The organism is Sphingopyxis selenitireducens (assembly GCF_051550705.1).
Classification (GTDB): domain Bacteria; phylum Pseudomonadota; class Alphaproteobacteria; order Sphingomonadales; family Sphingomonadaceae; genus Sphingopyxis.
On the sequence record NZ_JBPULG010000005.1, the window covers coordinates 495,965 to 517,824 of the forward strand.

Sequence of the window (21,860 nt, forward strand, 5' to 3'; positions counted from 1 at the left end):
GCTCGTCCGTCCGGCCAAAAACAAAGCGCTCATCGTCCAGACTCCTCACAGCAAGCCTGAAACACAGCCGTCACATCAAATCAATGGGTCCTGACCCTAGTCCGACGATGTCGACACGGCGCGGAACATCGACGCAAGCTGCCGCCGGACGGCCTGCGCAGCATCATAATCCTCCTCGCTTATGGCAAGTTCAGCGCACGTGCCGATCGCGCCATGTTCGCCGACATCTCTGTCGCACAATTTTATCCAGCTGGCGGCGCGCGCAGCCTCGCGACGATATAGCGCGCGGGCTTCATCGCACACGGTCTTGGCGTTGTCCGTGCAGCCCTGTGCGAACGCGATGTATGCCAGATGGTCTGCCCTGGCCGCATCGCGCTGCGAACGACCGCGCAGTTCGAGCGCCGTCCTGCCCAGAAAGTGGCAACCCTCCGGGTCGATGAGAATTGCGTCATTGTGGAAGAAGCAGGCCTTCGCGAGCTTCCCAAACGCCTCGTCAAGATTGCGCGGGACCCCGGTCCCGGTGAAGGCCATCCAGCCGAGATATTTGCAGGCATAAGGCCCCTGGCCGGAATCGTCGCCGGAGCAGGTGCGAGCGAGCCTCTCTTTCGCGCGAGCGTAATCGCGCAGCTGCCGAATATGGAGGTAGAGCTTGCCTGCCTCATAGCAGCCCATGGTGCCGATGTCGGCGTCGCAGGACATGTCGTAATGTTCGAGCGCGCCGCGCAGGTCTCCCCGCCGTGCAGCGTCGACGCCGCGGCTCCAGCAGGTATCGACGTTGTTCTCCGGCTTGCAGGCAGGCGCGTCGGCGGCGCGAATCGGCGGGTCGATCGGGTAATTCGGAAAGGTCGCGCCGCCAGACGTCCGCTCGCGGCCGAGGTTGCGCATGCGCGCCAGCAAGCGGTCTGGATTTCTCTCGATGCTCGCCGGAACGCAGGCCAGCTTTGCAAGTTCCTTGCCGGCCCGGCTCACGGTTAGAAGCCCGAATGGGCGCAGGGCGGACGGATCAGGCTGCGCGCCGTTCTTGAAGCCGGCGGCAAAGCGGTAGGTGGTGTCGCCGTTCGCGAAGGTCGCAATCTCGTCGATCGTGTCACCCGCACCGTCTGCGCGCTGATAGTCGAGATCGGCTAGCGGGCTGGACAAAGTCAGTTCTGGCTTTTGCCCGGGGCGACCATAGCGATAGATCGCCCGCGTGCCCGCAAGCGAAATCGACGCCACCCGGCCCTGCGCCTCAAACCGGCAGTGCAGGACGGTTTCCTCGGCCTGCCATTGAGCCGAGGCAGGCGCCGCGGTCCAGAGACACGCCGCGATCATGGCGGCGCGCAGCAACATCAGGCCATCAACTATGCGCGTCATCATCGTGCTGTACATCTCTCATGGTTTGCTCGCCGGAGTGGCCTCTGGATACTTGGCTGACAGCCGAGCGAGCGCCAAGGCCTTTTCGGCTTTGGCGGCGGACGCTGTCTTCGGCTCGGGCATGAGAACCCGCTCCAGCAGCGCGATGGCGCGCGCAACCTCGGCATCGCGGCCGTTCCCGGTCTGACAGGCCCGCCCCCGCGAGAAGCAGCTCTTGGGCTCGCCCGGGCTGCAGGCTTTGTCGAACAGCGCGAGGGCGCGCTGGTGGTCCTTTGGGCCAGCCCGCCGCATATCGCTATCTATCATATGAAATTCATTGATTATTCGATCGACGTGCGGTCGATCACATTAGCGATGCGCAATCGCTGGCTAAGCGGTGCGCGCGATATGCACTCCAACGAATAAAAGGACGACTTAATGCCCCTATTGTCACTGCGCCCTGGCCCCGCATACCGTGCGGTTCTGACGATCGCGTTGCTGCTCGTGCCCCAGATATCGTTCGCACAGAGCTGCAAGGTGGATTTTGCCGCGGTCGAAAAGAGCATATCAAAGCTGGAACCGTCCTATGCGAACGTCCTGTCCGATATTAGCTGCGATGACCCGACCGTGAAGGCACATCAGCTGATGTGCGACTCGTTGGACGAATATCCTGCCGGACTCTGGCACATGGGCCGCCTCGACGACCTTGCGTGGGTGTATGCGCGCGAGAATGCAACCAAGCAGGCAGTCGACCAGAACAATCCCCCGCGCGATGCCGTTTTCAGCGCAAAGCGCGACGCCTGTTCCGATGCTGCCTGTCTGTGCGATCTGCTGATCCGTCATACGAACAACAGCCTTGGCGGAGAATCGCCATATTCGGAGCCTTGAAACGACCGGCCCCGAATGGCTCCGGCGATTTTTGGTTGATCGAAGAGATTCCGGCGCCTCGGCTTGCTCGCATGATCCAGGCTCTATGCAGGCAATAGCTGCGCTCTTGCGAACCGCCAATCCGGGTGTGGCCGATTACGGACGGTCGGCTTGTGGCGCGTAAATCCGAAAAGCAAATAGCGGCAGCGTGCCGTGAACCGTCTCGTTTTTCCGGACCCAGTGGTCGACCGCGCACAGTCAACAGCTCGCGGCGGGAATCGTCAAGTATGCGGCCGTCGTCCCGCGTTCCAAAATTGCGGCCCAGTCCCCCCTCCGCGGGCAACATATCCGAGGCTTCCCGTTGCACCTCGAGCGGCGCCGTCGAAGCGTCGTTCGCGAGCATCCCCGGAATCACCAGAATGGGGTAGCTGTCATCGTGCGCCGCAGAGGCCAGCAGCGTCGGCAGCCAGGCGGTGAAGAGCCCTGCCTCGGCGATCCCACGGTGAATTTCGGTAACAGCAAGTTACTTAGAGGGGTCCGAGGCCGGACGATTGCGCGAACGCGCAGGCATTTGGTGAGACATACACGACGAACTCGCCACTGCCTATCATTACTGCAATTACTACTGCAAAAACGGCAATTGGTATGATCAAGATCAATGCCATCACAAATCATCAGCGCGATACGTTGCGACCATCGGTTCGAAACGTCAGATCGAGCGCATTGCCGAGAGCGGCCGACGACGCGGTGTTATCGAAGATGCACCATGGCAGCTCGCTCGTTTCCGACGACAAAAGCTGGCGCGAATATTCATCGAGCTGTGAAGGCGTGTAGGAAGAACGGTATATTCGGGGCGAGCCATGCAGGCGCCAATAGGAAAGGCCGCGCCAGCCTCCCGGAGCAGCCGCTGCGAGAACTCGCGCCGGATCCGCGGCAACGCGTGCAATCATCATCTCGGCGAGCGCATGATCGGCCTCTGGTTCGAACCAGCTCGCATGGCGCGGTTCGCAGGCGATACGAACGGCGCTTAATGCGCGCAGCAGACGAAAAAACGTACCGGCAACGCGCGGACGATAGATGAGCGTCGGCGGCAACTGTACGAGCAGCACCGCCATTTTCTCTCCGAGGCCCGCCGTCTCCTCAAGCAACCTGCCGACTAATCCGTCACAATTCTCGAGGCGGTGCTCGTGCGTTATCGAGCGCGGCACCTTTACCGAAAAACGGAAATCCGTCGGCACCATAGCCGCCCAGCGTGTCCAGGTCGAAGGTTGGTGAGAGCGATAGAATGAGGAATTCACCTCGACGCATGATAAATGACGCGAATAGCGCTCCAGCGCCATACCCTCTCCGCAGAAGACATCCCTGTACCGGGACGCAATGCTCCATCCTGCCGTGCCGATTCTTGCTTGCATGGGAAGCCAACGCATCGGCGAGCCTTCAGATGCGTAAAACCTTTGCGGAAGCTCGAGCCATCTGATCGTCGTCCGGTTTGGAACATCTGCGCCATGCTTTGCTACCTCTCGCCTATTGTCTCCCAGACCCGCGATCGTTGTCCGATGCCCCATGGCCGCATATTTCCGCAGAACCTGTCAGTCGAATGAACCCTTCGCGCGTCCCGGGTGAATAATCTGACCGAGAACGATCTCCCGCCACCCCATTTATCTTGCCGGCACCGACAAGGGTTTTTGGTGCAGCTGTACAATCATCTGTCCACCCGCATGCCTCTCCGCGCCGAGCGACCCGGAGAGCTCTTCCTTTCAGGAAACACGGCTCTTCAAGTTACCCCCGTCCATCTCCGATCGGGCGTTCTTCTTCCCAAATCAGATCGCTGCCTATGGCCGATTGCGGTCAGGAAGCCTTCCGCTGCGAATCGAAAAAACCGGATATTATTTGCCGCGACAGAAGGCTGCGGGAATCGGCCTCCCCTTTCGCAGCAGGCCTTAGAATCCGGAAACCGAGGGCGGATATGCAGCAGTTACCAAACCTACTATCATAGCTGCTCTGCTCACCCGGCTTTCGGGTGCCAACTGACATCACGCCGTTGCCATCGCCTGCGACAACGCGTCGGCCAGCGCCTTCTGGCTGAAGGGTTTCCCGAGCTTAACGGCACCCGAGCGGAAGCCGGGGGGCAACTCCCCATAGCCGGTCGCAAGAATGAGCGGGACATTCGATCTTATTTCCTCGATCTGTTCTGCAAGTTCGGCGCCTGTCATCCCGGGCATCGCATGATCCGTGACGATTACGTCGATATCGCAATTTGCTGCGAACAGAGCCAGCGCCTCGTCACCCGAGCTCGCTTCAAATACGGTGTGGCCAAGATCTTCGAGCAGTGCGGATGTGTTCATAAGGATGAGCGAGTCGTCATCGACCGCTAATATCTTGAGCCTATGGAGCTTTGTTGGCGCATCATGTGCATCGTCGGACGGCCGATCCAATTGTTCCTCCGCAGGAGTTGCTGCGGGAAGCCAAAGCGAGGCGGTCGTACCCTCTCCGGCTCGGCTTTCGAGCGTAAAGGTCCCGCCAAGCTGCTGCGCTAGACCATGGATCATCGAGAGACCCAGCCCGGTGCCCTTTCCGACGCCCTTGGTGGTGAAGAAAGGCTCGACGGCGCGCGCGAGCGTGTCCTCGTCCATGCCGAAGCCGGTGTCGATTACACTGAGCTTAAGATAGCTGCCCGGCGCGAGCTCGCCGCTCGCGACATCGAGGTGCTCGCTGTTCGCCGCGACAAAGATCGTCCCGCCGCCCGGCATCGCGTCGCGCGCATTCACCGCAAGGTTGAGGATTGCCATCTCGATCTGATTGGCATCCCCAACAACGGGCGGCAGATCATGCGGAAAATTGACTTCGACCGGCCATGACGGACCAAGAGTCCGGCGCATCAAATCGAGCATTCCTTCGACCAGGTCCGGGATGGCGATGATATCCGATACAAGATCCTGACGCCGCGCGAAGGCGAGCATGCGCTGTGTCAATGCCGCGCCGCGTTTTGTGCCGGCGAGGGCATTGTCGATCAACCGCACCACCTGCGGGTCGTCGCCCACACGCTTGCGCAGCAGATCAAGACTGCTCGATATCGCCATCAGCAAATTATTGAAATCGTGTGCGACGCCTCCCGTGAGCTGTCCGACAGCCTCCATCTTCTGCGCCTGGCGAAGCGCGTCCTCCACGGATTGCCGGCTCGCAACCTCTGCGGCGACGCGCGCCTCGAGATTGTCATTGAGTTCGCGCAGCTGCGCCTCGAGCATCTTTGCGTGCGTCACGTCGTAGATGACGCCGATCAGCCGGTAGCTGTTTCCCTCACGAACGATCTCGCCCCGTCTCTCTATCCATCGATGCTCGCCATCGTCGTTCCGGACGATCTGGAAATTCCCGTCGAGGGTGCCCGGCGCCTCGCCGGCATAGGGTCCCGGAATCAGCGGCTCCTCGCCGCCGCACAGCACACCATTGATTGTCTGGCTTGGAAGGGCCGGCGCCGGGTGGAGGCCGAGCAGACGACAGAAGGTATCGGAAACGCTGGCGGTGGCGAAGCCGTCGACATATTCGAATGTGCCGACGCCGCCGGCCGTCTGCGCGATTCGGAGCCGATCCTCGGTACGCTTGCGCTCTGTCACATCGACCAGCAACCCCGTGAAGCGGACGGGCTCGTCGATCGCATCGAGATGACCTTGTCCGCGGCCATGGAGCCATAAGATCTGGCCATCGGGCGCGATCACCCGAAACTCCTTGGAGAAGGTGTCGGCGCCCGCAAGAATGGCGGCTACCGCAATGCGAATGCGCGGTCGGTCGTCGGGATGGATGGCACTGAAGAAGATTTGGGGCGACACTCCGGCGAGCGCGGTCTCCGGATCCAGGCCGTAAAGCTCGGCAAACTTGTGATCCGCGTGGAGCCGGTCCCCGGCTATATCCCAATGCCAAGTGCCGCTCGCGCCCATGGCGGCAAGCTCGGTCTGGAGATTGTCGACGGCAGGCAGCGACATCAAGGGAGGTCGTCGCCGACGACGCGGGTGATGAAATCTTCGAGCAAGCCTTTCAGGATCGCTAGCGACGGAAGGTCCATTATCATAGCGATATATCCCCGGATGTCGCGGCTCTTCACCGCAAAATCAATGTAGAGAAAAAGCACGAGCCCCTCTTCGGTTCCCTGTTCCTCCGCGGCGAACAGGCTCGCGCCGGTCCCGCGAACGACTTGCGGAATCGACATGGAGAGCGAGCGCTTCAGCATGTTCGCCATCGTCGCGAGGCAGGAGTTCAATATCACGTTGCCGGTCTCGGCAAGCGCTTCCTGCTCGATCTCGATGACCTCGTCGGCACTAAGTTCACTGCCAGCTACCGCGCGCACGAGGTCGAGACTGTTTTCTTCGGGAAAGATCAGAAGCGCGCGGCCTGCGAATGCGCCGCTAAAATCCTGCCGCACCGCCACCAGGTCGCTGACTTCGCGCTCGGTGATGAGGCGCGCTGCACGCGTCTGGCTGACCACCTCGATCGCCGGAACGGAAAGAAAAACCTGGTCGCCGATCATCTTGCGCAAATTCGAGGCGGCCCGGCTGACGCCGATATTGACGATTTCGGTCAGAGCATCGCGTTCCAGCTCGCTGAGGGCGACATCGATCGGAATCACGCGCGCTGCGATCGAAGTGTGAGCGCCGCGCCTGAAACAAAAGCCTCGAGCCCATCGGCCGTCACGGGTTTCGGAACGAACGCCGCGCCGATTTCGCGGGCCCGCGCTATGATTTCGTCCTGGATATTCGCGGTGATGATTGCAATCGGCATGTCAGGATAGAGAACGCGCAACTTTGCCGCAAGTTCAAGCCCATCTGTTTCACTCATGTTAAAGTCGATGAGCGCGACATCCGCCGGCCCTTCCTCCAGGCGCTCCATCGCCTCGGCGGCGCTGGCCGCTTCTACCCTGGTCCAGTCGGGCTGCAGTTCGGCAAGCGCCTTGCCGGCGACGATACGCGCCAATTTGCTGTCGTCGACAATCATTACTTTGGCAGGCATAAAAACTCCCGAGGATTGAAAAATGTCGTTAAGCGCAAAGGCGGGCGGATGATAGTTGCCATCTATCGCTCTGCCGACAAGCGACCGAATAATTGCGCCAGCATCGGATCGGCTGGCAGGGTCCTGATCCTGGGTGCGCACGCAAGAAGCAGTTGCGCGACCGCGAGATGAAGCTTCGAGACGTCCGATGCATCGATCGTCGCATCGCTTTCGTCGACGAGCAAGTTCAGCAGCGTCTCGGCATCCTCGGCGGCGCATCGGCCGACAAGCCGGATGACCCCATTTTCATATACGACGCTCATGCAAGAAGCTCCGCAAGATCGACGATGAGCAATATTTTTCCATCTCCCAGCAAGGTCGATCCCGCAACCGCGGTGAGCGATCCTAACACCCCCGTCGCCGGCCGAACGACCGCATCGATCCGTTCCCCCAATGCATCGACGCGGATGGCCACCCGCTCGCCGCTCGCCTCTGTCACGATGAGGCGGGCGACACCGCCTTGGGCCCGGTCGCCGCCGAGAAGCGTGGACAAGGAAACGACCGGAACGGTCCGATCCCTCAGTACGCAGGCTTCGCCCGATCCCGCCAAGGCAATTTCCCTTGCGTCGATCCTGACAGTCTCTGCGATCTGGTCGAGCGCGATCCCGTATCTATGGCCGCCAGCCTCGACGACGAGCAGCCGCGTCGTAAGGGCGTTGACCGGCAATCCGAGTTCGACCGTCGTCCCGATCCCAAGTCCGCTCGCGATGTCGACGGTTCCGCGCAATTCTTCGACCGCTGCCTGAACGGCGTCCATGCCGACGCCGCGCCCCGACGTGGACGTCACCGCGCCGGCCGTAGAAAAGCCTGGCAGGAAGATCATGCGAACCGCCTCGGCCTCGCTCAACGCCTCGGCGGCGTCGCGACCGATCAGGCCCCGCTTGACCGCTGTGTCACGCACCGCGGCCGCATCGATCCCGCGGCCATCGTCGCCAAGTCGCACAAGGATGCGATCGCCGGCGCGCTCGAACTGGAGGGTGATACGACAAGCCGGTCCCTTGCCCGCGGCGACGCGATCTTCCGACTGTTCGGCTCCATGGTCGATCGCGTTACGTACGAGATGGAGCAGCGGCTCGAACAAGACGTCGGCGATGCGTTTGTCGACCTCGAGGCTTTCCCCCCGCAGCCTGAAATCGACGGTCTTGCCGAGTGTTTCGGCAATTTCGCGAACAAGGCGTGGCAGTCGGCGAAGCGCATGCGCGAGCGGAACCGAGCGGACTGCGGCGATATCGCGCTGAAGGCGGTTCGACACCTGTTCGAGCTGCCCATGGATGGCGCGCAGTTCGGCGCCCCTCGCGGGATCGGATTTCGCGAGCTCTCCGGAGAGACGTGCGAGCCCGTTCACGGCGACGATCAATTCGCCGAGTCCGTCTGCCAGGCGATCCACGCGCGATGCCTCGACGCGAAGAATGGTTTCGCGTGCGCGGCGAGCGCCGGGCGCAGGCGCCTGCGCTTCGTCGCGATCGATCCGCTGAATTTCGACTTGTCCGGGCGCCAGCCGGAAGGCGGCCCGAACGGCATCCGCGCTCGCGCCGCTTACCCCTTCGAGCCGCGTCACGCACTGAAAGGGTTCGAAGTCGCCCAGTCCCGGCCACGCGCTCTCTGAGGGCAGCGCCCGGAGAAGGATCAGCTCGGGGACAGCAAGCGCCAGCGCCAGCGGATCCTCGCCGCGGAAGAAACAATCGCGGTCCGGACGATAACGGAAGACGGTCAGCGTTTTCGGCGCCTCCAATAGTCGCGCGCTCTCCGCAGCGAACCATTCGGCCGCCCATTTAGCATCGCCGGCCTCGCGCTCTGTCGCCGGCCTTCTGTCCGAACCCGCGCCCTCGCCCACGCCCACGCCCACGCCCACGCCCACGCCACCGGCAGTCGCGTCACCCAATCGCGGCGCAAGCTCTCTGAGTTCCCGTATATGGGCAGCTGCGGCCGACGCCGCATCGCGGGGCAGCGCGGTCGTCGCTTCGAGATTGTCGATCCACGCATCGACCCTGTCGATCGCTCGTTGCAGGCGATGGATCGCGCGGTCGTCGAACATGATCTGCCCCGAACGGGCGCGGTCGAGAATATCTTCAGCGCTGTGGAGCAGGTGTTCGGCCGGCACGAGCCCGAACACCGCAACCGAGCCTTTCAAGGTGTGGACGGCGCGAAACGCGCTATCGAGCGCCGACCCGTCTCCCGGCGTCTGCGCGAGCAGACCGAGATCGGCCGTCGCACGCTGTACGAGGTCCCGGCCCTCGACGAAGAATTGTGCGAGCAGCTCGTCCATCAGCGCCGCCGGTAGACGATCGCGTCGCCAAATCGAACCATCTCGAACCGGTCGCTGATCCGCGTCATGGACTCGCTGTGACCCAGACAGAGATAGCCCCCGTCCGCGAGCGCGCCGTGGAGGTTGTTCGCGGCGAGCAGACGCGAGCCGTCATCGAAATAAATCAGAAGATTGCGGCAGAGAATGATGTCGAACCGGCCGAGACCCGCAACCGAGCCGGGGTCGATGATATTGGCATCGGTAAAGCGAACGGACTCGCGAAGGTCACCGATGATCCGCCGCTTGTGATGATGCTCGGGTTCGAAGTAGGCCTCGAGTACGCCGCGTGGGAGTTTCGCGAGCGAACGCGCCGAGAAGCGCCCTTCGCGGGCGAGATCCAGCGCGGCGGTGTCAATGTCCGAACCGACGATCTCGACATGGTACGCGTCCACGAGCGCCCAATTCTCGAGCAGCCAGAGCGCGATCGAATAGCATTCTTCGCCGGTCGAACAAGGCATCGACCATATCCGGACGTGATCGCCGGGATTTTTGTATCGGACGATCTCGGGCAGCATGTCTCGGCTCATCGCAGCCAGCTGATGATCTTCGCGATAAAAATAAGTCTCGTTGATCGTGAATGCGTTGATCAGCGCCTCGCGCTCGTCAAGATGCCGGGACACATGATCGAAATAGCGCGAAGGTGCGGTAAGCGCGAGCCTTCCCATACGGTCGGCGATGCGGCGCTCGATATAATAGCGCTTGTTCGCACCGAAGATCATGCCGGTCCAGCGATAGAGCATCGCACCGATCGCGGCGATGTCGGCGTCGGTGAGCGCAACGGCGGGAGCGGGCGCCGCGGTCACAGGCCCGCCAGCGCGACGAGTTCGCCGCCAATCTCGCCGAGCGGGCGCACCGAGCTTGCCCCGCCCGCCGCGACGAGCGCGCCCGGCATTCCCCAGACGACGGAGGTCGTTTCATCCTCGGCAATCGTGTGGCCGCCGCGCGCGTGAAGCTCGCCCATCGCGCTGGCACCATCGGCGCCCATGCCCGTCATCAGCACACCGACGAGCCGATCCGCCGGGAAGTGCTTCAGGGCGCTGTTGACCAACCGGTCGACGCTTGGATGCCAGAACACGGCAGGATCACTCGGCGCGGGCATGACGCTATTGGCTCCACCGCGGCGCGAAACGATGAGATCGGCGTCGCCGCGGCCGATATAGGCCCGGCCTGGCTCAAGAAGGAGGCTTTGATCGACCTCGACGACATCGAGCGCGCACAGGCGGTCGAGCCGGCGCGCGAGAGGGCCGGTAAAGCTAGCGGGCATATGCTGTGCGATCACGATGGGCCAAGGGAAACCGGAAGGAAGCGAGCCAAGCAATTCGTCCAGCGCCGGCGGCCCCCCCGTCGAACAGCCGACGAGGACGACATGCGCACCCTCCGGCAGCGGTGCCGGATCGCCCGCACGCGATCGCGCCCGCCGCGGCGGCGGGGCGGCGGGCGTAAAAGCTCCCGCCGCTTCAGCGCGCGCCCGGAGACGCTCGCGAAGCCGCGCGGTTCGCGAAAGGCGCGCCGAGGCAGCCTGCCGGACCTTGTCGACGAGCGGCCCCGCGAGATGTTCGATTTCGAGCGAGAGCGCGCCGCGCGGCTTCGGAATGAAATCGACCGCGCCGAGCGCCAAAGCCTCCAGCGTTTCGTCGGCGCCATCGGCGGTCAGCGCCGAAACCATCACCACCGGGGTCGGCCGCAGCACCATGATCCGGTCGAGGCATGCGAGCCCGTCCATTCCGGGCATGTGGATATCGAGTGTGATGACGTTGGGGCGGAACGTCTCGAGGGCTGCAAGGGCCTCCTCGGCGCTACGGGCAACCTCCACCTCGAAGTCGCCTGCCTGCGCGAAGATTTCGGCAAGCAACCTGCGCATCAGCGGCGAATCGTCGACGAGGAGCAGCTTTATCATGCGCGCGGCCGCTTCGCTGCGTCGCGAACCATCGCGGCTTCGGTCTGATCGAGCAGCTGCCGGGGGCCGATTACGAGGTGAATGCCGGACGCCTCAGGCAGATCGACGACGCGGTCGAACATCGCCGCCTCGCCGCCGAGCGAAGGGGCCGCGGCGAAGCGGTCGTCCGCGATCCGCCGGACGCCGGAAATCGTGTCGACCAGAAAAGCAGCGCGAGTTTCGCCGCTACCGAGAAAAATCAGGCGCTGCCCGGCGCCGGCCGAAGCGGCGCGGCCGAAGCGCCGCGACTGCACCACGACCGGGACGGCAAGGCCGCGGTGGTTCATCAACCCGCCCAGAAATCCGGGCGCGCCGGGCACGGCCGTAAGCTGCGCTGGCGGCGCGGCAACTTCTTCGATGGCGGCGGCCGGAAGCGCAAATCGATCGTCGCCGACGGAAAAGAGCAGGAACAGGTCCCCGGCATCCGCCCTCCCCTCCGAACCGGTAGCTGGCAGATCGGCTACGCCGTCCGTCAGACGCGCCGTGATATCGGGGCGCAGGAGATGGTCGGCGGCGAGGACCGAGACGAGCCCCCCGCCTCCGATGCGGCAGATCGCCTGCACCCGCGCCTCGCTGTGTCCCCGGCTAAGCGCTTGGGGCAGCGGGTCGATCGCGTCAGCGTCAACGCGGAGGATCGTCTGGAGGGCATCTACCAGCAATCCGACGCGGTGACGGCCGATGCGCACGATCACGACGCGCGACCGCGCGCTTTGGGTTGCCTGCGGCAAGCCGAGCAGGATCGCCAGCGAAAGGAGGGGAAGCGCCGCGTCGCCAAGCTGGATGCTTCCGATTACCGGCGCGTCCGCATGGGGAAGCGGTGCGACCGCGTCGGGCACGCGCGCAACCTTGTCGATCGCCGCGAGTGGCAGGGCGAAGAGCTGACCGGCGACCTCCAGGCTCATCAGCTCGACGCGGTCCTCGGCTCTGTCACTTGCCTCCGCCGCCGTGCGCCGAACCGGTGCCCGCCTGGTGCGCGGCTTCAGAAAGCGGGAGGCGAGTGCGGCGACATCGACAAGTTCGCGGTCCGAGGCTGCTGCAATCTCTTGCACCGCGTCTACGGCCAACCCGATCCTCTCCCCGGCATCGACGACGACCACCCACCGCGGCACCGCCTCGCCAGCGCCCGTCAGCATCTTCGCGGCCGACAAAATGGGGACTATGCTGCCGCGGAGGCTTGCAAGTCCCAGAAAGCCGTCGGGCGCGTGCGGCACCTGCGCGAGTGCGGGCAGTCTCGCGACCTCCAGGACGTCGCTCGCGGCGAGCGCGAAGTCGCACTCGCCGGCCCGAAACGCGAGAATTTGGCGTATCGAGGCCAGCGCGCCGGCCAACTCAGCTCTTTGCGCCGAGGGCGAGCGCGAGCGATGCGATATCCTCGATCGCGGCGGCGAGCGCCTCGGCGCCCTGCGTTTGTTGACGGGCCGCCACGCCGGCTTCGCGCGCGGCGCCGGCGGCGAGCTCTGCAGCCTCGGCAATCTGCGACGTGCCGGCGGAGATCTCACGGGCGGCGCGAAGCATGTCGTCGGAGCCTGCCAATATGCTCGCATTCGCGGAGCCGATCACGCCGACTTCCAGGACGATCGCGCCGAAACGCTCGACCATGGCACGATTGCGCGCGATCTCGGCCTCCGATGCGGCGCTGACCTGGTCGAAATCCCGGCACACGGAGGTAACCTGATCAAGGATGTCGCGCGCAGCATCCTTGGCACGCTCGGCGCTCGCGGCCGCATCGCGGGCCAACGAGCGTATGTCGCTCGCGACGGTCGAAAAGCCGGCCCCTGCTTCACCCGCCCGCGTCGCCTCGATCGATCCACTGACCGCGAGCATGCTGGTTTGCACCGCCACCAGCGCCAGATTGTCGGTGATCTTCTCGATACGCCGTCCGGATGTCCGAAGCTCCGCCAGCAGGTCGAGGACTGCGTCGATCTCGGAGAGAGCCTCGCTCACGCCCCGGGTCAGAACCTCGATCGTGGACTGTCCGCGCCGCACCGCGTCCTCGATCGAGATGATACGATCCTTCGCAGCGGCGGATCGTTGCTGCGCGATCGACGCTATTTTCTCGATCTGGCTCATCGCGAGATTGGCCTGCATCGTCGCCGACGCCTGCACTTGCGTACCGCGAACGATTTGCTCGATTGCGACCAATATCTGTCCCGAAGCGCCCGAAAGCTCCTGGACGGTTGCCGAGAGCTGCTCGGCAGCAGCCGCGACCTGTTCGGCCGCCGCGCCGTCCGCACCGCTCTCCAGCTTGTCGGTCAGAGCGCCCAGCGCTTCGGCCGTCTGCTGGCTCTCTTCGAGAGAGGCGCTCTGCTGTTCGGTCGCCTGCTGCGCTTCGGCCGCTGCCGCGGATTGTTCTTCGGCGGCGCTTGCGATCTGCTCGGCGCCGCGCTCGGCCTCGCGAAGCGCGGTCTCGGCCTCGATCGACGCCTGATGGATCTCCTGGGCCCCCTCGCCGAGCTGTCCGAGCGAAGAACGGGCATCGCGAAGCTCCGCAGCGACACCGCGGCCCGCGTCCGCCTCGCTGGTCGCGAGCTCGGACGCTGCGCGAACGCGCGCGGCGATCTTGTGCACTTCCGAGGCGATCGAGACCGCAAGCTCCGCCATTTCGGCAGCGTTCGCCTCGGATGTCTCGGCGAGGACCCGGACCTCGTCGGCAACGACGGCAAATCCCGATCCGGTCTCGCCTGCTTTGGCCGCCTCGATCGCGGCGTTGAGCGCGAGCACGCTCGTCTGCTCCGAAACGTCCACGACGCTGCGACCAATACCCTCGATCGCACTGGCCGCCCTTTCCAGAGCTGCGATCAGTTCGACGCTGGCAAGCTGACGCTTGGCATTGAGTTCGATCGCGGCGACCGAGCCGTCTATATGCGCGCTGACCTCGCTGAAACTGGCATGAACGGCCTCGGTTTGACGGACCGACAGCTCGGCACGTTCGCGCGACTCGCGAAAGCCCGTTCGAAGGCCCGATATGAGCCCCAGCGATTCCTGCGCCGCGCCGGCGGCCTCCTCGGCCCCGCTCGCGATGAGGTCGGTGGCGCGCTGAAGCTCCGCGGCTGCGGCTGCCGCCTGTCCGATGCCGCTTGCCAGCTCCTGCGTCGCGACATCGATACGTTCGACGGCGGTGGATGTGCGGAGGGGACCCCTCGCGGCACTTTGCCTGACGGCGACTGCGGGGGGAGCCGGCTCCGCCACGGCATCCGGCGTTCGCCGGGGAGCCTTGGCGCGCGCACCGAGCGACGATTTTTTCACCAGCGCCATGCGCCCCCCTCAAGTCCGTTACCATGCCAGCCTAGGCTTGCCTCGCTATCGGGACCAGCATCATTTCTCGGCCCCGTCAATTTCCTGGGTTATGTTCGCCGCAAAAAAAGTGGGCTTTCTCGCGGCCGGCCCGGTGAAGCCCGTCGGCGGCCGCCGCAGGCCAATGGGTCGAACCGCCTAGGCTCTCCGGGGTTATCGGCCGCACGGCGGCGAACGGCGGGTTGCTGTCATTCTCTTTCCGTTCGCCGGGCCACCGCCCCTTCTTGTTTAGCGAAAGAAGATGCGACGGCATTCCGAGTGCGGGGCCCAACCGTCGGCTGGTGCGATCTCACGCGATGTTGATGCATGTTGTGGACAAATTTTCCCGATCGGCGAAGTTCGTGGGAGAGGATGATGTGGCACGCTATTTTTTCGATCTCCGTGAAGGGACCGAGATCTTCCTCGATGAAGACGGCGTCGATTGCGCCGGCATCGGCGCAGCGCAAGAGCTGGCCCGCCAGGCGGCGAGCGGATTGATCGCCTCGGCAGTGGGCGGGGGCGAAGCCGATTATCAAGCATCGCTTGCGGTTCGCGGCGACGACGGTGCGCCCGTCTTCACGCTCTTCTTTTCATCGCCTGTGCATTGCGAATTCCGCGATTAAGCTAGTCCGCCATCCGTGCGGGCCAGCCCGCGGCGTCGCCCATACGCGCTGAGCCTGCGCATTTGCCAAAAGGCGACATCGAAGCCGGGTCTTTCTCTGCGCTCACTACTTGCTGCGGATTCGGCCAGCAATCCTCCGAAACCGTTCGGCCGGTTCAATATGTCGTGATATTAGGCTTGCCGAAACTCGAGAATGGTCGATTGCAGCCCGTCAGCTTTCAGGTCAAGATTTTGCGAAGCACAGTTTCTCGCCGCCGACCAAAGGCGTTATGCAGGCCCGCCACGGATAATAGCATGGAGACATCGCTGTTACCCCGATGCTATCGAAGATTTCATGATCCGATACGACAGCAGTTTTCAAAGACTGGCATTTTGCCTCGCGGCACTTGCGGGCTTTGTCGATGCCATCGGGTTTCTCGGGTCTGGCGGCCTCTTCGTCTCGTTCATGAGCGGCAACTCGACCCGGATGGCGATAGGTATAACGGAAGCGAAGACCCTTGCCTTGGCGGCTGGAGCGCTGATCGGCCTCTTCGTTGCAGGCGTGTTCGTCAACATCATCATGGCGGCAAAGATAACCATCGCGCATCGCAAGGTCGTGGCCGTGTCGGGCGTCGCCGCGCTTCTGCTCGGCGCTGCTTGCTGCAAATGGACCGACTCCGATGTTTCCGCCACAGGACTTTTGTGCGTTGCAATGGGCGCTTCGAACACGATTTTCCGCCGCGACGGCGATGTCACTATCGGCGTCACATATATGACCGGCACGCTTGTCAAACTCGGGCACCGGCTTGCGGATGCGGCACTGGGTGGCAGCCGGACGGCTTGGATTCCCTATCTGCTACTTTGGCTTGCCCTTGTCTCCGGCGGGATTCTCGGCGCTGCGAGTTATTCCTGGTCACGAGACGCAAGTCTCGGGTTCGCAGCGGGCTTTGCTCTCTTACTTATTCCCGTAACACAAAGAGTCACTGCCCCCTACAAGTCGTAACCTGGCCGGTTGGAGACAGGCAGCTTCCAGCCGCCGCGTGGAAGAAGCGGACATCGCCGGCTGCTGCGATCAGCCGATGGAAGCGCTGGGGAACTTCGCGCAAAGACAAGGCAATGAGGGGGGGGCGATACACGCCGGCCTCACCCGCCGATGCTTCCTGCCTTGCCAGTGTTCTCCTGAAGCTCAGGTAAATCTCGAAACCGCTTGACCCGAATCCTTCAAAGCACAGCTGCCGCGGGAACCTTGAAGCGTCTCCCGCATAAAACTGCTCATATGTTCGCAATCGACTCGCTGCTCGTAAAAATTGCTCTTATCGGCATAATAGGTCTCGGTGCGCAGTGGATTGCGTGGCGCACCGGGCGACCTGCGATCGCCCTGATGCTGATCGCAGGGATATTCGCAGGTCCCATCCTCGGGCTCGTTGACCCTGAGCGCGACTTCGGCGCGCTCCGCGAACCGATCATCAAGCTTGCCGTCGCAGTGATCCTGTTCGAAGGCGGCCTCAGCCTCAAGTTTCGCGAGCTCCGCCAGGCGGGAACTGCAGTACTGATGCTCGTCTTCGTCGGCGTTCCGCTCGGCTGGGCGCTCGGAACCGCCGCGGCTTATTATGGCGCAGGGCTTCCGCTTGAACTCGCAGCACTGTTCGGCGGCGTCATGGTGGTCACCGGCCCCACCGTTATCGCGCCGCTGCTGCGCTCGCTCAACATTCCGCCGCGGGTCAAGCATATGCTCAAATGGGAAGCGATCGTGAACGACCCGATCGGGGCGCTGATCGCGGTCGGCGTCTATGCCTACATCACGCACGGTGGCGGCGCGACCGCCACGACGGTTGTCTTCGACGTCTTCGCCGCCAGTCTGCTCGCGATCATCATCGGCGCAGCTGCAGGATTTGCGCTAACCACGGCGTATCTGCGCGCCTGGATCCCTGAATATCTGAAGGCGCCCATCCTTCTGACCTCAGTCATTGCGGTGTTCGTCCTCTCCGACCTCGTGATGCATGAGACAGGTCTCATCACCGTCACCGTGATGGGCGTCGTTATGGCGAACCGCGAGACCTACTCGAGCCACATGCTCCGTCGGTTCAAGGAGGATCTCACCATCCTGCTCGTGTCGGGCGTATTTATCATCCTCTCGGCGACCCTCGACTGGCAGGTCGTCCGCAATTTCGAGCTTCGCTTCGTCCTGTTTCTACTTCTGCTTCTCTTCGTCGTCCGTCCGCTTACCATTATGACGGCACTCCTCTTCACGAGCATTCCGCTCAAGGAACGCCTGTTCGTTGCGTGGATCGCACCGCGCGGGATCGTCGCGGTCGCGGTGACCGGCCTGTTCGCGCTGAGGCTGACTGACTATGGCGTGCCTGGCGCCGAGGCACTCGTTCCCTTGGGTTTCGGTGTCGTGATCGTGACGATTTTTGCCCACGGCTTCACCGCTCGCGCGGTTGCCCGCCTTCTCGGCCTCGATCGCGGCAAAGGCGATGGCATCCTCCTCGTCGGCGCCAACAGCTGGACGATCGCCTTTGCCGAATTCGTGAAAGGACAGGATCGCGAGGTGCTAATCGCCGATGAGGACAAGCTCGCGCTTCGCCGCGCGAGGCGCGCCGACGTTCCCGTCTACCATGGGGATATTCTCGACGAAGCGCATGAGGACGAGATCGAGCTCGGCCAGTACCGGCAGTTGATCGCGGCCACTGGCAGCGACAGTTACAACGCTCTCGTCTGCAGTGAACTCGCACCCGAGATCGGCGCCGACCGAGTCAGCCGCACCGGCGGACACTCGCGCTTGAAAGGCCTGCGCCGTGGCCGCATCTTCACGCTTGCGGGCACGCCGATCGAGGACCTGCTCGACCGGCTTCAGGCGGGATGGACCTTCGGGCGCACGCGCATCACCGAGAAATTCACTTATGAGGATTTCGTTGTGCGCATGAGGGCAAATGGCGGCGACAGCCTCGCCGTCGCCAAGACGACAGGCGATCTCCTCATCTTCTCCAGCGACCGACGACCCGCTGTCGAGGCTGATGACGTCATCTGGACATTTGTACCGCCAGACAACAACTTGAGGTCGAACGGCCCAGACCATTCTACACCGTCGCATTGAAATCAGCTGTCGAGAGTGGCCGATTGCAGTCAGTCCGCTTTCGACTTCGACACCAAGAAAGCGGACTTTTAGCAAATCGACATTGCCTAGCTGCGGTGGCGCAGTGCATCGACGATGACCTGGAACGCCGGAAGATTCTGGCGGCGGCTTGGATAATAAAGGAAATAGCCGTCGAAGAAGGGTGACCAGTCGTCGAGAACCTGAACGAGGACACCCGACGCGATCTGCCGTTCGACGATGCTCTCGGGAACATAGGCGATACCATAACCGCTCACGGCCGCATCGATCATCGCATAGCTGTTGTTGAAGGTGATTTGGCCATCGACCCGAACGCGCAATTCCCTGCCGTCCTTCTCGAACTCCCACGCGTAGAGGCCGCCCGAGGTCTCATGCCGCATGTTTATGCAACGATGCCCAACCAGATCGCGCGGGTGCTTCGGTTTCTCTCGACCCGCAAAATAGTCAGGCGAAGCCACCGCCACCAGCCGCCAGTCAGGTCCGATCCGCACTGCGATCATATCCTGTTCGACGCTCTCGCCGAGGCGGACGCCCGCATCATAACCTTCCTCGACTATATTGCGGAAGCTGCTGTCGAGGAGAAGTTCGACGCTGATGTCGGGATAGGCGCTCAACACGGGTTTCAGCTTCGGCCAGACCACGCTTTCGAGCGCATGATCCGAAAGCGTCAGCCGGATCGAGCCCGACGGCTTGTCGCGAAGCGCGGTAAGCGCCGCGATCTCCTCCTCGATTTCGGCGACACGCGGCGCGAGCGTCTGCAGCAGTCTTTCCCCCGCGGCGGTCGTCGCGACATTGCGCGTCGTCCGTGTGAGCAACCGGATGCCCATCCGCGCTTCAAGCTGCTTGATCGTGTGGCTGAGCGTCGATTGCGCAACGCCGAGCTTTGCGGCGGCCTTGGTGAAGCTGCGTTCCTCGGCAACGGCTTGGAACCAAGTGAGCTGATTAAGGTCGGTTCGGGCCATGACATTCTCCGGCAGATTATTCGATCACATCGATTAGTTCATGCGTATTTCAACGGGTAATCGCTTTATCAGCAAATCGCTAGATGGCTCCGGCAAGAAGCAGGAGCGAACAAATGACGGCTGCGACCCTAGCGATCGAGGAAACCAGGCCCGCCGCCGCATGGGGCGCCGTCCTCTCGATGGCGCTTTGCGTGGCGATGCTGATCGCATCGGAGTTCATGCCGGTGAGCCTGCTGACCCCGATGGCCAAGGGCCTCGGCGCGACCGAAGGCCAGACCGGCCAGGCGATCTCGGTCAGCGGAGTGTTCGCGGTCGCGGCCAGTCTTCTCATCACCACCGCCGCAGGGTCGCTTAATCGCAAATGGGTGCTAGTGGCGATGACTGCCCTCATGGTGCTGTCGCTCGTCCTCGTCGCCGCGGCGCCGAACTTTGCTGTGCTGATGACCGGGAGAGCGTTGCTGGGCGTCTGCATCGGCGGTTTCTGGTCGCTGGCAACGGCAGTCATCATGCGTCTGGTTCCGTCGGCGGACGTGCCGAAGGCTCTCGCGCTGATGTACGGCGGACAAGCCATTGCCGCCGCGTTCGCGGCGCCGATCGGCAGCTATCTCGGCGGCCTATTCGGATGGCGAGAGGTTTTCTGGGCATTGACGCCGATCGTCGCGCTCAACCTCGTCTGGCACGTTGCTGCGCTACCATCCCTGCCCGCCGCGCACCGACAGGATTTGCGGAGCATGACCAGCCTGCTGAAGCGCCCCTATTTTCGGCGCGGGCTCATCGCCTGCATGCTGTCTTGGGGCTCGGCCTATACGATGTTCACCTATCTCCGGCCCTTCCTCGAGCAGGTTACCCATGTCGACGTCGCGACGCTGTCGCTGCTGCTGTTGATCCTCGGCTGCGCGGGCTTCGTCGGTACCTGGGCAGCCGGCCGCTTCCTGAAAGGCGATGTAGCACCGCTTCTTAAACTGCCCGCGCTCGTCATGGGCGGCGCGACGATCGGCCTGCTGCTGCTCGGCTTTTCAGTGGTCGCCGCGGGCCTGTTCCTGGCGATCTGGGGCGCGATGAACACCCTGTTCTCAGTCATCTGGATGACTTGGATGTCCCAGAACGTCGATGACGCTCCCGAAGCCGCAGGGAGCCTGATGGTCGCGGCGATCCAGACGTCGATCCTGCTAGGCGCGGTCGTTGGCGGGATGTTGCTCGATGGCCTTTCGATCCGGGCGACCTTCATCGGGAGCATCGCCCTCGCCGTCGCAGCGCTGCTGCTGATCGGGAACGGCCGCAAATTTCTGAAACCAGAATGAGGAGATGACAATGACAATCGACACAACCACGCAACCAGGCCCGATCGAGCGCCGCGCGCTCATGAAGCTGACCGGAGCAGGTGCCCTCGCAGCCGCAGGCTCGCTGCTCGCCTCCTCTTCTGCGATGGCGCGGACGAAAGAGACCCAGACCATGACGAACGCATGGGACAAGACATTCCCGAAAAACCCCAACGTAGATCACCAGAAGGTCACGTTCAAAAACCGCTACGGTATCACCTTGGTCGGCGATCTCTATCTGCCGAAGAACCGCACGGACAAGCGCCTCGCCGCGCTCGCCGTCAGCGGCCCGTTCGGCGCGGTCAAGGAGCAGTCGTCGGGGCTTTACGCCCAGACGATGGCCGAACGCGGTTTCGCAACCTTGGCGTTCGACCCGTCCTACACCGGCGAGAGTGGCGGCGAGCCGCGCAATGTCGCCTCACCCGACATCAATACCGAAGACTTCAGCGCCGCGGTCGATTTCCTGGGCCTGCATCTGTCGGTCGATCGCGAGCGGATCGGAATCATCGGTATCTGCGGCTGGGGCGGCATGGCTCTGAGCGCCGCCGCGGTGGACAAGCGTATCAAGGCGGTTGTCGCCAGCACCATGTATGACATGACGCGCGTGATGTCGAAGGGCTACAACGACAGCGTGACACTCGAGCAGCGCACGCAGACGCTGGAACAACTAAGCCGGCAGCGCTGGGCGGACGCGGAGAAAGGTGCCGCAGCCTATCAACCCGCCTACAATGTGCTGAAGGGCGGCGAAGCCCAATTCCTTGTCGACTACCGCGACTATTACATGACGCCGCGCGGCTATCATGCGCGGGCGGTCAACTCGGGCAACGCCTGGACGCAGACCACGCCACTGTCGTTCATGAACATGCCGATCTTGACCTATATTCAGGAGATTTCGCCGCGCCCGATCCTGCTGGTCCACGGAGAACAGGCCCATTCACGATACTTCAGCGAGACCGCCTATGCGAATGCGGCGGAGCCGAAAGAGCTGCTCATCGTTCCAGGCGCCAGCCATGTCGATCTGTACGACCGGATGAACCTGATCCCGTTCGACAAGATGCAATCTTTCTTCGGTCAACATCTCAAGTAGGCGACACTGGCCGACAGCGGACGGTC

19 protein-coding genes are annotated in these 21,860 nt (G+C 63.1%); 6 read left to right on the plus strand and 13 right to left on the minus strand.

The window, feature by feature from the left end; all coding sequences use genetic code 11:
* Nucleotides 1-96: 96 nt before the first annotated feature.
* Together ACSYDV_RS18450 and ACSYDV_RS18455 are read right to left on the minus strand one after the other, a co-directional pair.
* Nucleotides 97-1,356, minus strand: a complete 1,260-nt coding sequence (locus tag ACSYDV_RS18450; RefSeq protein WP_438325287.1) for an SEL1-like repeat protein — start codon at nt 1,354-1,356, stop codon at nt 97-99.
* Nucleotides 1,357-1,371: 15 nt separating this feature from the next.
* Nucleotides 1,372-1,659 carry an SEL1-like repeat protein gene (locus tag ACSYDV_RS18455; RefSeq protein ID WP_438325288.1) on the minus strand — a complete coding sequence of 96 codons (288 nt, stop codon included), beginning with the start codon at nt 1,657-1,659 and terminating at the stop codon, nt 1,372-1,374.
* Nucleotides 1,660-1,770: 111 nt separating this feature from the next.
* Here ACSYDV_RS18455 and ACSYDV_RS18460 point away from each other — a divergent pair, with 111 nt between their 5' ends.
* Nucleotides 1,771-2,220, plus strand: a complete 450-nt coding sequence (locus ACSYDV_RS18460) for a hypothetical protein (RefSeq protein ID WP_438325289.1) — start codon at nt 1,771-1,773, stop codon at nt 2,218-2,220.
* 653 nt (nt 2,221-2,873) lie between these two features.
* Here the strand turns inward: ACSYDV_RS18460 and ACSYDV_RS18465 are convergent.
* The 10 genes from ACSYDV_RS18465 to ACSYDV_RS18510 form a co-directional block, all read right to left on the minus strand.
* Nucleotides 2,874-3,626 (minus strand): DUF72 domain-containing protein, encoded by a 753-nt coding sequence (locus ACSYDV_RS18465; protein WP_497198773.1) that lies wholly within the window; start codon nt 3,624-3,626, stop codon nt 2,874-2,876.
* A 606-nt stretch (nt 3,627-4,232) separates the two neighbouring features.
* Nucleotides 4,233-6,176 (minus strand): PAS domain-containing protein, encoded by a 1,944-nt coding sequence (locus tag ACSYDV_RS18470; RefSeq protein WP_438325291.1) that lies wholly within the window; start codon nt 6,174-6,176, stop codon nt 4,233-4,235.
* On the minus strand, nt 6,176-6,817 hold the full coding sequence (locus tag ACSYDV_RS18475) for a chemotaxis protein CheX (RefSeq protein WP_438325292.1): 642 nt from the start codon (nt 6,815-6,817) through the stop codon (nt 6,176-6,178). Before ACSYDV_RS18475 ends, ACSYDV_RS18470 begins: the two co-directional genes overlap by 1 nt.
* Entirely contained in the window at nt 6,814-7,197 is a 384-nt protein-coding gene (locus ACSYDV_RS18480) for a response regulator (protein ID WP_438325367.1), read from the minus strand. The genes ACSYDV_RS18475 and ACSYDV_RS18480 overlap by 4 nt, the downstream gene beginning before the upstream one ends.
* 62 nt (nt 7,198-7,259) lie before the next feature.
* A complete protein-coding gene (locus tag ACSYDV_RS18485; protein WP_438325293.1) occupies nt 7,260-7,499 on the minus strand; it encodes a hypothetical protein in 240 nt (79 codons plus the stop codon).
* A complete protein-coding gene (locus ACSYDV_RS18490; RefSeq protein WP_438325294.1) occupies nt 7,496-9,502 on the minus strand; it encodes a chemotaxis protein CheA in 2,007 nt (668 codons plus the stop codon). Before ACSYDV_RS18490 ends, ACSYDV_RS18485 begins: the two co-directional genes overlap by 4 nt.
* A complete protein-coding gene (locus tag ACSYDV_RS18495) occupies nt 9,502-10,344 on the minus strand; it encodes a CheR family methyltransferase (protein ID WP_438325295.1) in 843 nt (280 codons plus the stop codon). The genes ACSYDV_RS18490 and ACSYDV_RS18495 overlap by 1 nt, the downstream gene beginning before the upstream one ends.
* Nucleotides 10,341-11,438, minus strand: a complete 1,098-nt coding sequence (gene cheB, locus ACSYDV_RS18500; protein WP_438325296.1) for a chemotaxis-specific protein-glutamate methyltransferase CheB — start codon at nt 11,436-11,438, stop codon at nt 10,341-10,343. Before cheB ends, ACSYDV_RS18495 begins: the two co-directional genes overlap by 4 nt.
* A complete protein-coding gene (locus tag ACSYDV_RS18505; protein WP_438325297.1) occupies nt 11,435-12,805 on the minus strand; it encodes a chemotaxis protein CheW in 1,371 nt (456 codons plus the stop codon). The genes cheB and ACSYDV_RS18505 overlap by 4 nt, the downstream gene beginning before the upstream one ends.
* Nucleotide 12,806: 1 nt before the next feature.
* Nucleotides 12,807-14,732: a methyl-accepting chemotaxis protein gene (locus ACSYDV_RS18510; protein ID WP_438325298.1), complete on the minus strand. Its 1,926-nt coding sequence runs from the start codon at nt 14,730-14,732 to the stop codon at nt 12,807-12,809.
* Nucleotides 14,733-15,127: 395 nt separating this feature from the next.
* On the opposite strand from ACSYDV_RS18510, the gene ACSYDV_RS18515 reads away from it, so the two are divergent.
* From ACSYDV_RS18515 to ACSYDV_RS18525, 3 genes are all read left to right on the plus strand, one after another.
* Nucleotides 15,128-15,373: a DUF6894 family protein gene (locus ACSYDV_RS18515; RefSeq protein ID WP_438325299.1), complete on the plus strand. Its 246-nt coding sequence runs from the start codon at nt 15,128-15,130 to the stop codon at nt 15,371-15,373.
* A gap of 333 nt (nt 15,374-15,706) precedes the next feature.
* Nucleotides 15,707-16,354 carry a YoaK family protein gene (locus ACSYDV_RS18520; protein ID WP_438325300.1) on the plus strand — a complete coding sequence of 216 codons (648 nt, stop codon included), beginning with the start codon at nt 15,707-15,709 and terminating at the stop codon, nt 16,352-16,354.
* 273 nt (nt 16,355-16,627) lie between these two features.
* A complete protein-coding gene (locus tag ACSYDV_RS18525; protein ID WP_438325301.1) occupies nt 16,628-18,448 on the plus strand; it encodes a cation:proton antiporter in 1,821 nt (606 codons plus the stop codon).
* An 86-nt stretch (nt 18,449-18,534) separates the two neighbouring features.
* Here ACSYDV_RS18525 and ACSYDV_RS18530 read toward each other — a convergent pair whose 3' ends face one another.
* Nucleotides 18,535-19,428, minus strand: a complete 894-nt coding sequence (locus ACSYDV_RS18530; protein WP_438325302.1) for a LysR family transcriptional regulator — start codon at nt 19,426-19,428, stop codon at nt 18,535-18,537.
* A gap of 113 nt (nt 19,429-19,541) precedes the next feature.
* Here ACSYDV_RS18530 and ACSYDV_RS18535 point away from each other — a divergent pair, with 113 nt between their 5' ends.
* Together ACSYDV_RS18535 and ACSYDV_RS18540 are read left to right on the plus strand one after the other, a co-directional pair.
* Complete coding sequence (locus tag ACSYDV_RS18535) at nt 19,542-20,729, plus strand: MFS transporter (protein WP_438325303.1); 1,188 nt, start codon at nt 19,542-19,544, stop codon at nt 20,727-20,729.
* A gap of 10 nt (nt 20,730-20,739) precedes the next feature.
* A complete protein-coding gene (locus ACSYDV_RS18540) occupies nt 20,740-21,834 on the plus strand; it encodes an alpha/beta hydrolase (RefSeq protein ID WP_438325304.1) in 1,095 nt (364 codons plus the stop codon).
* Nucleotides 21,835-21,860 lie beyond the last annotated feature (26 nt).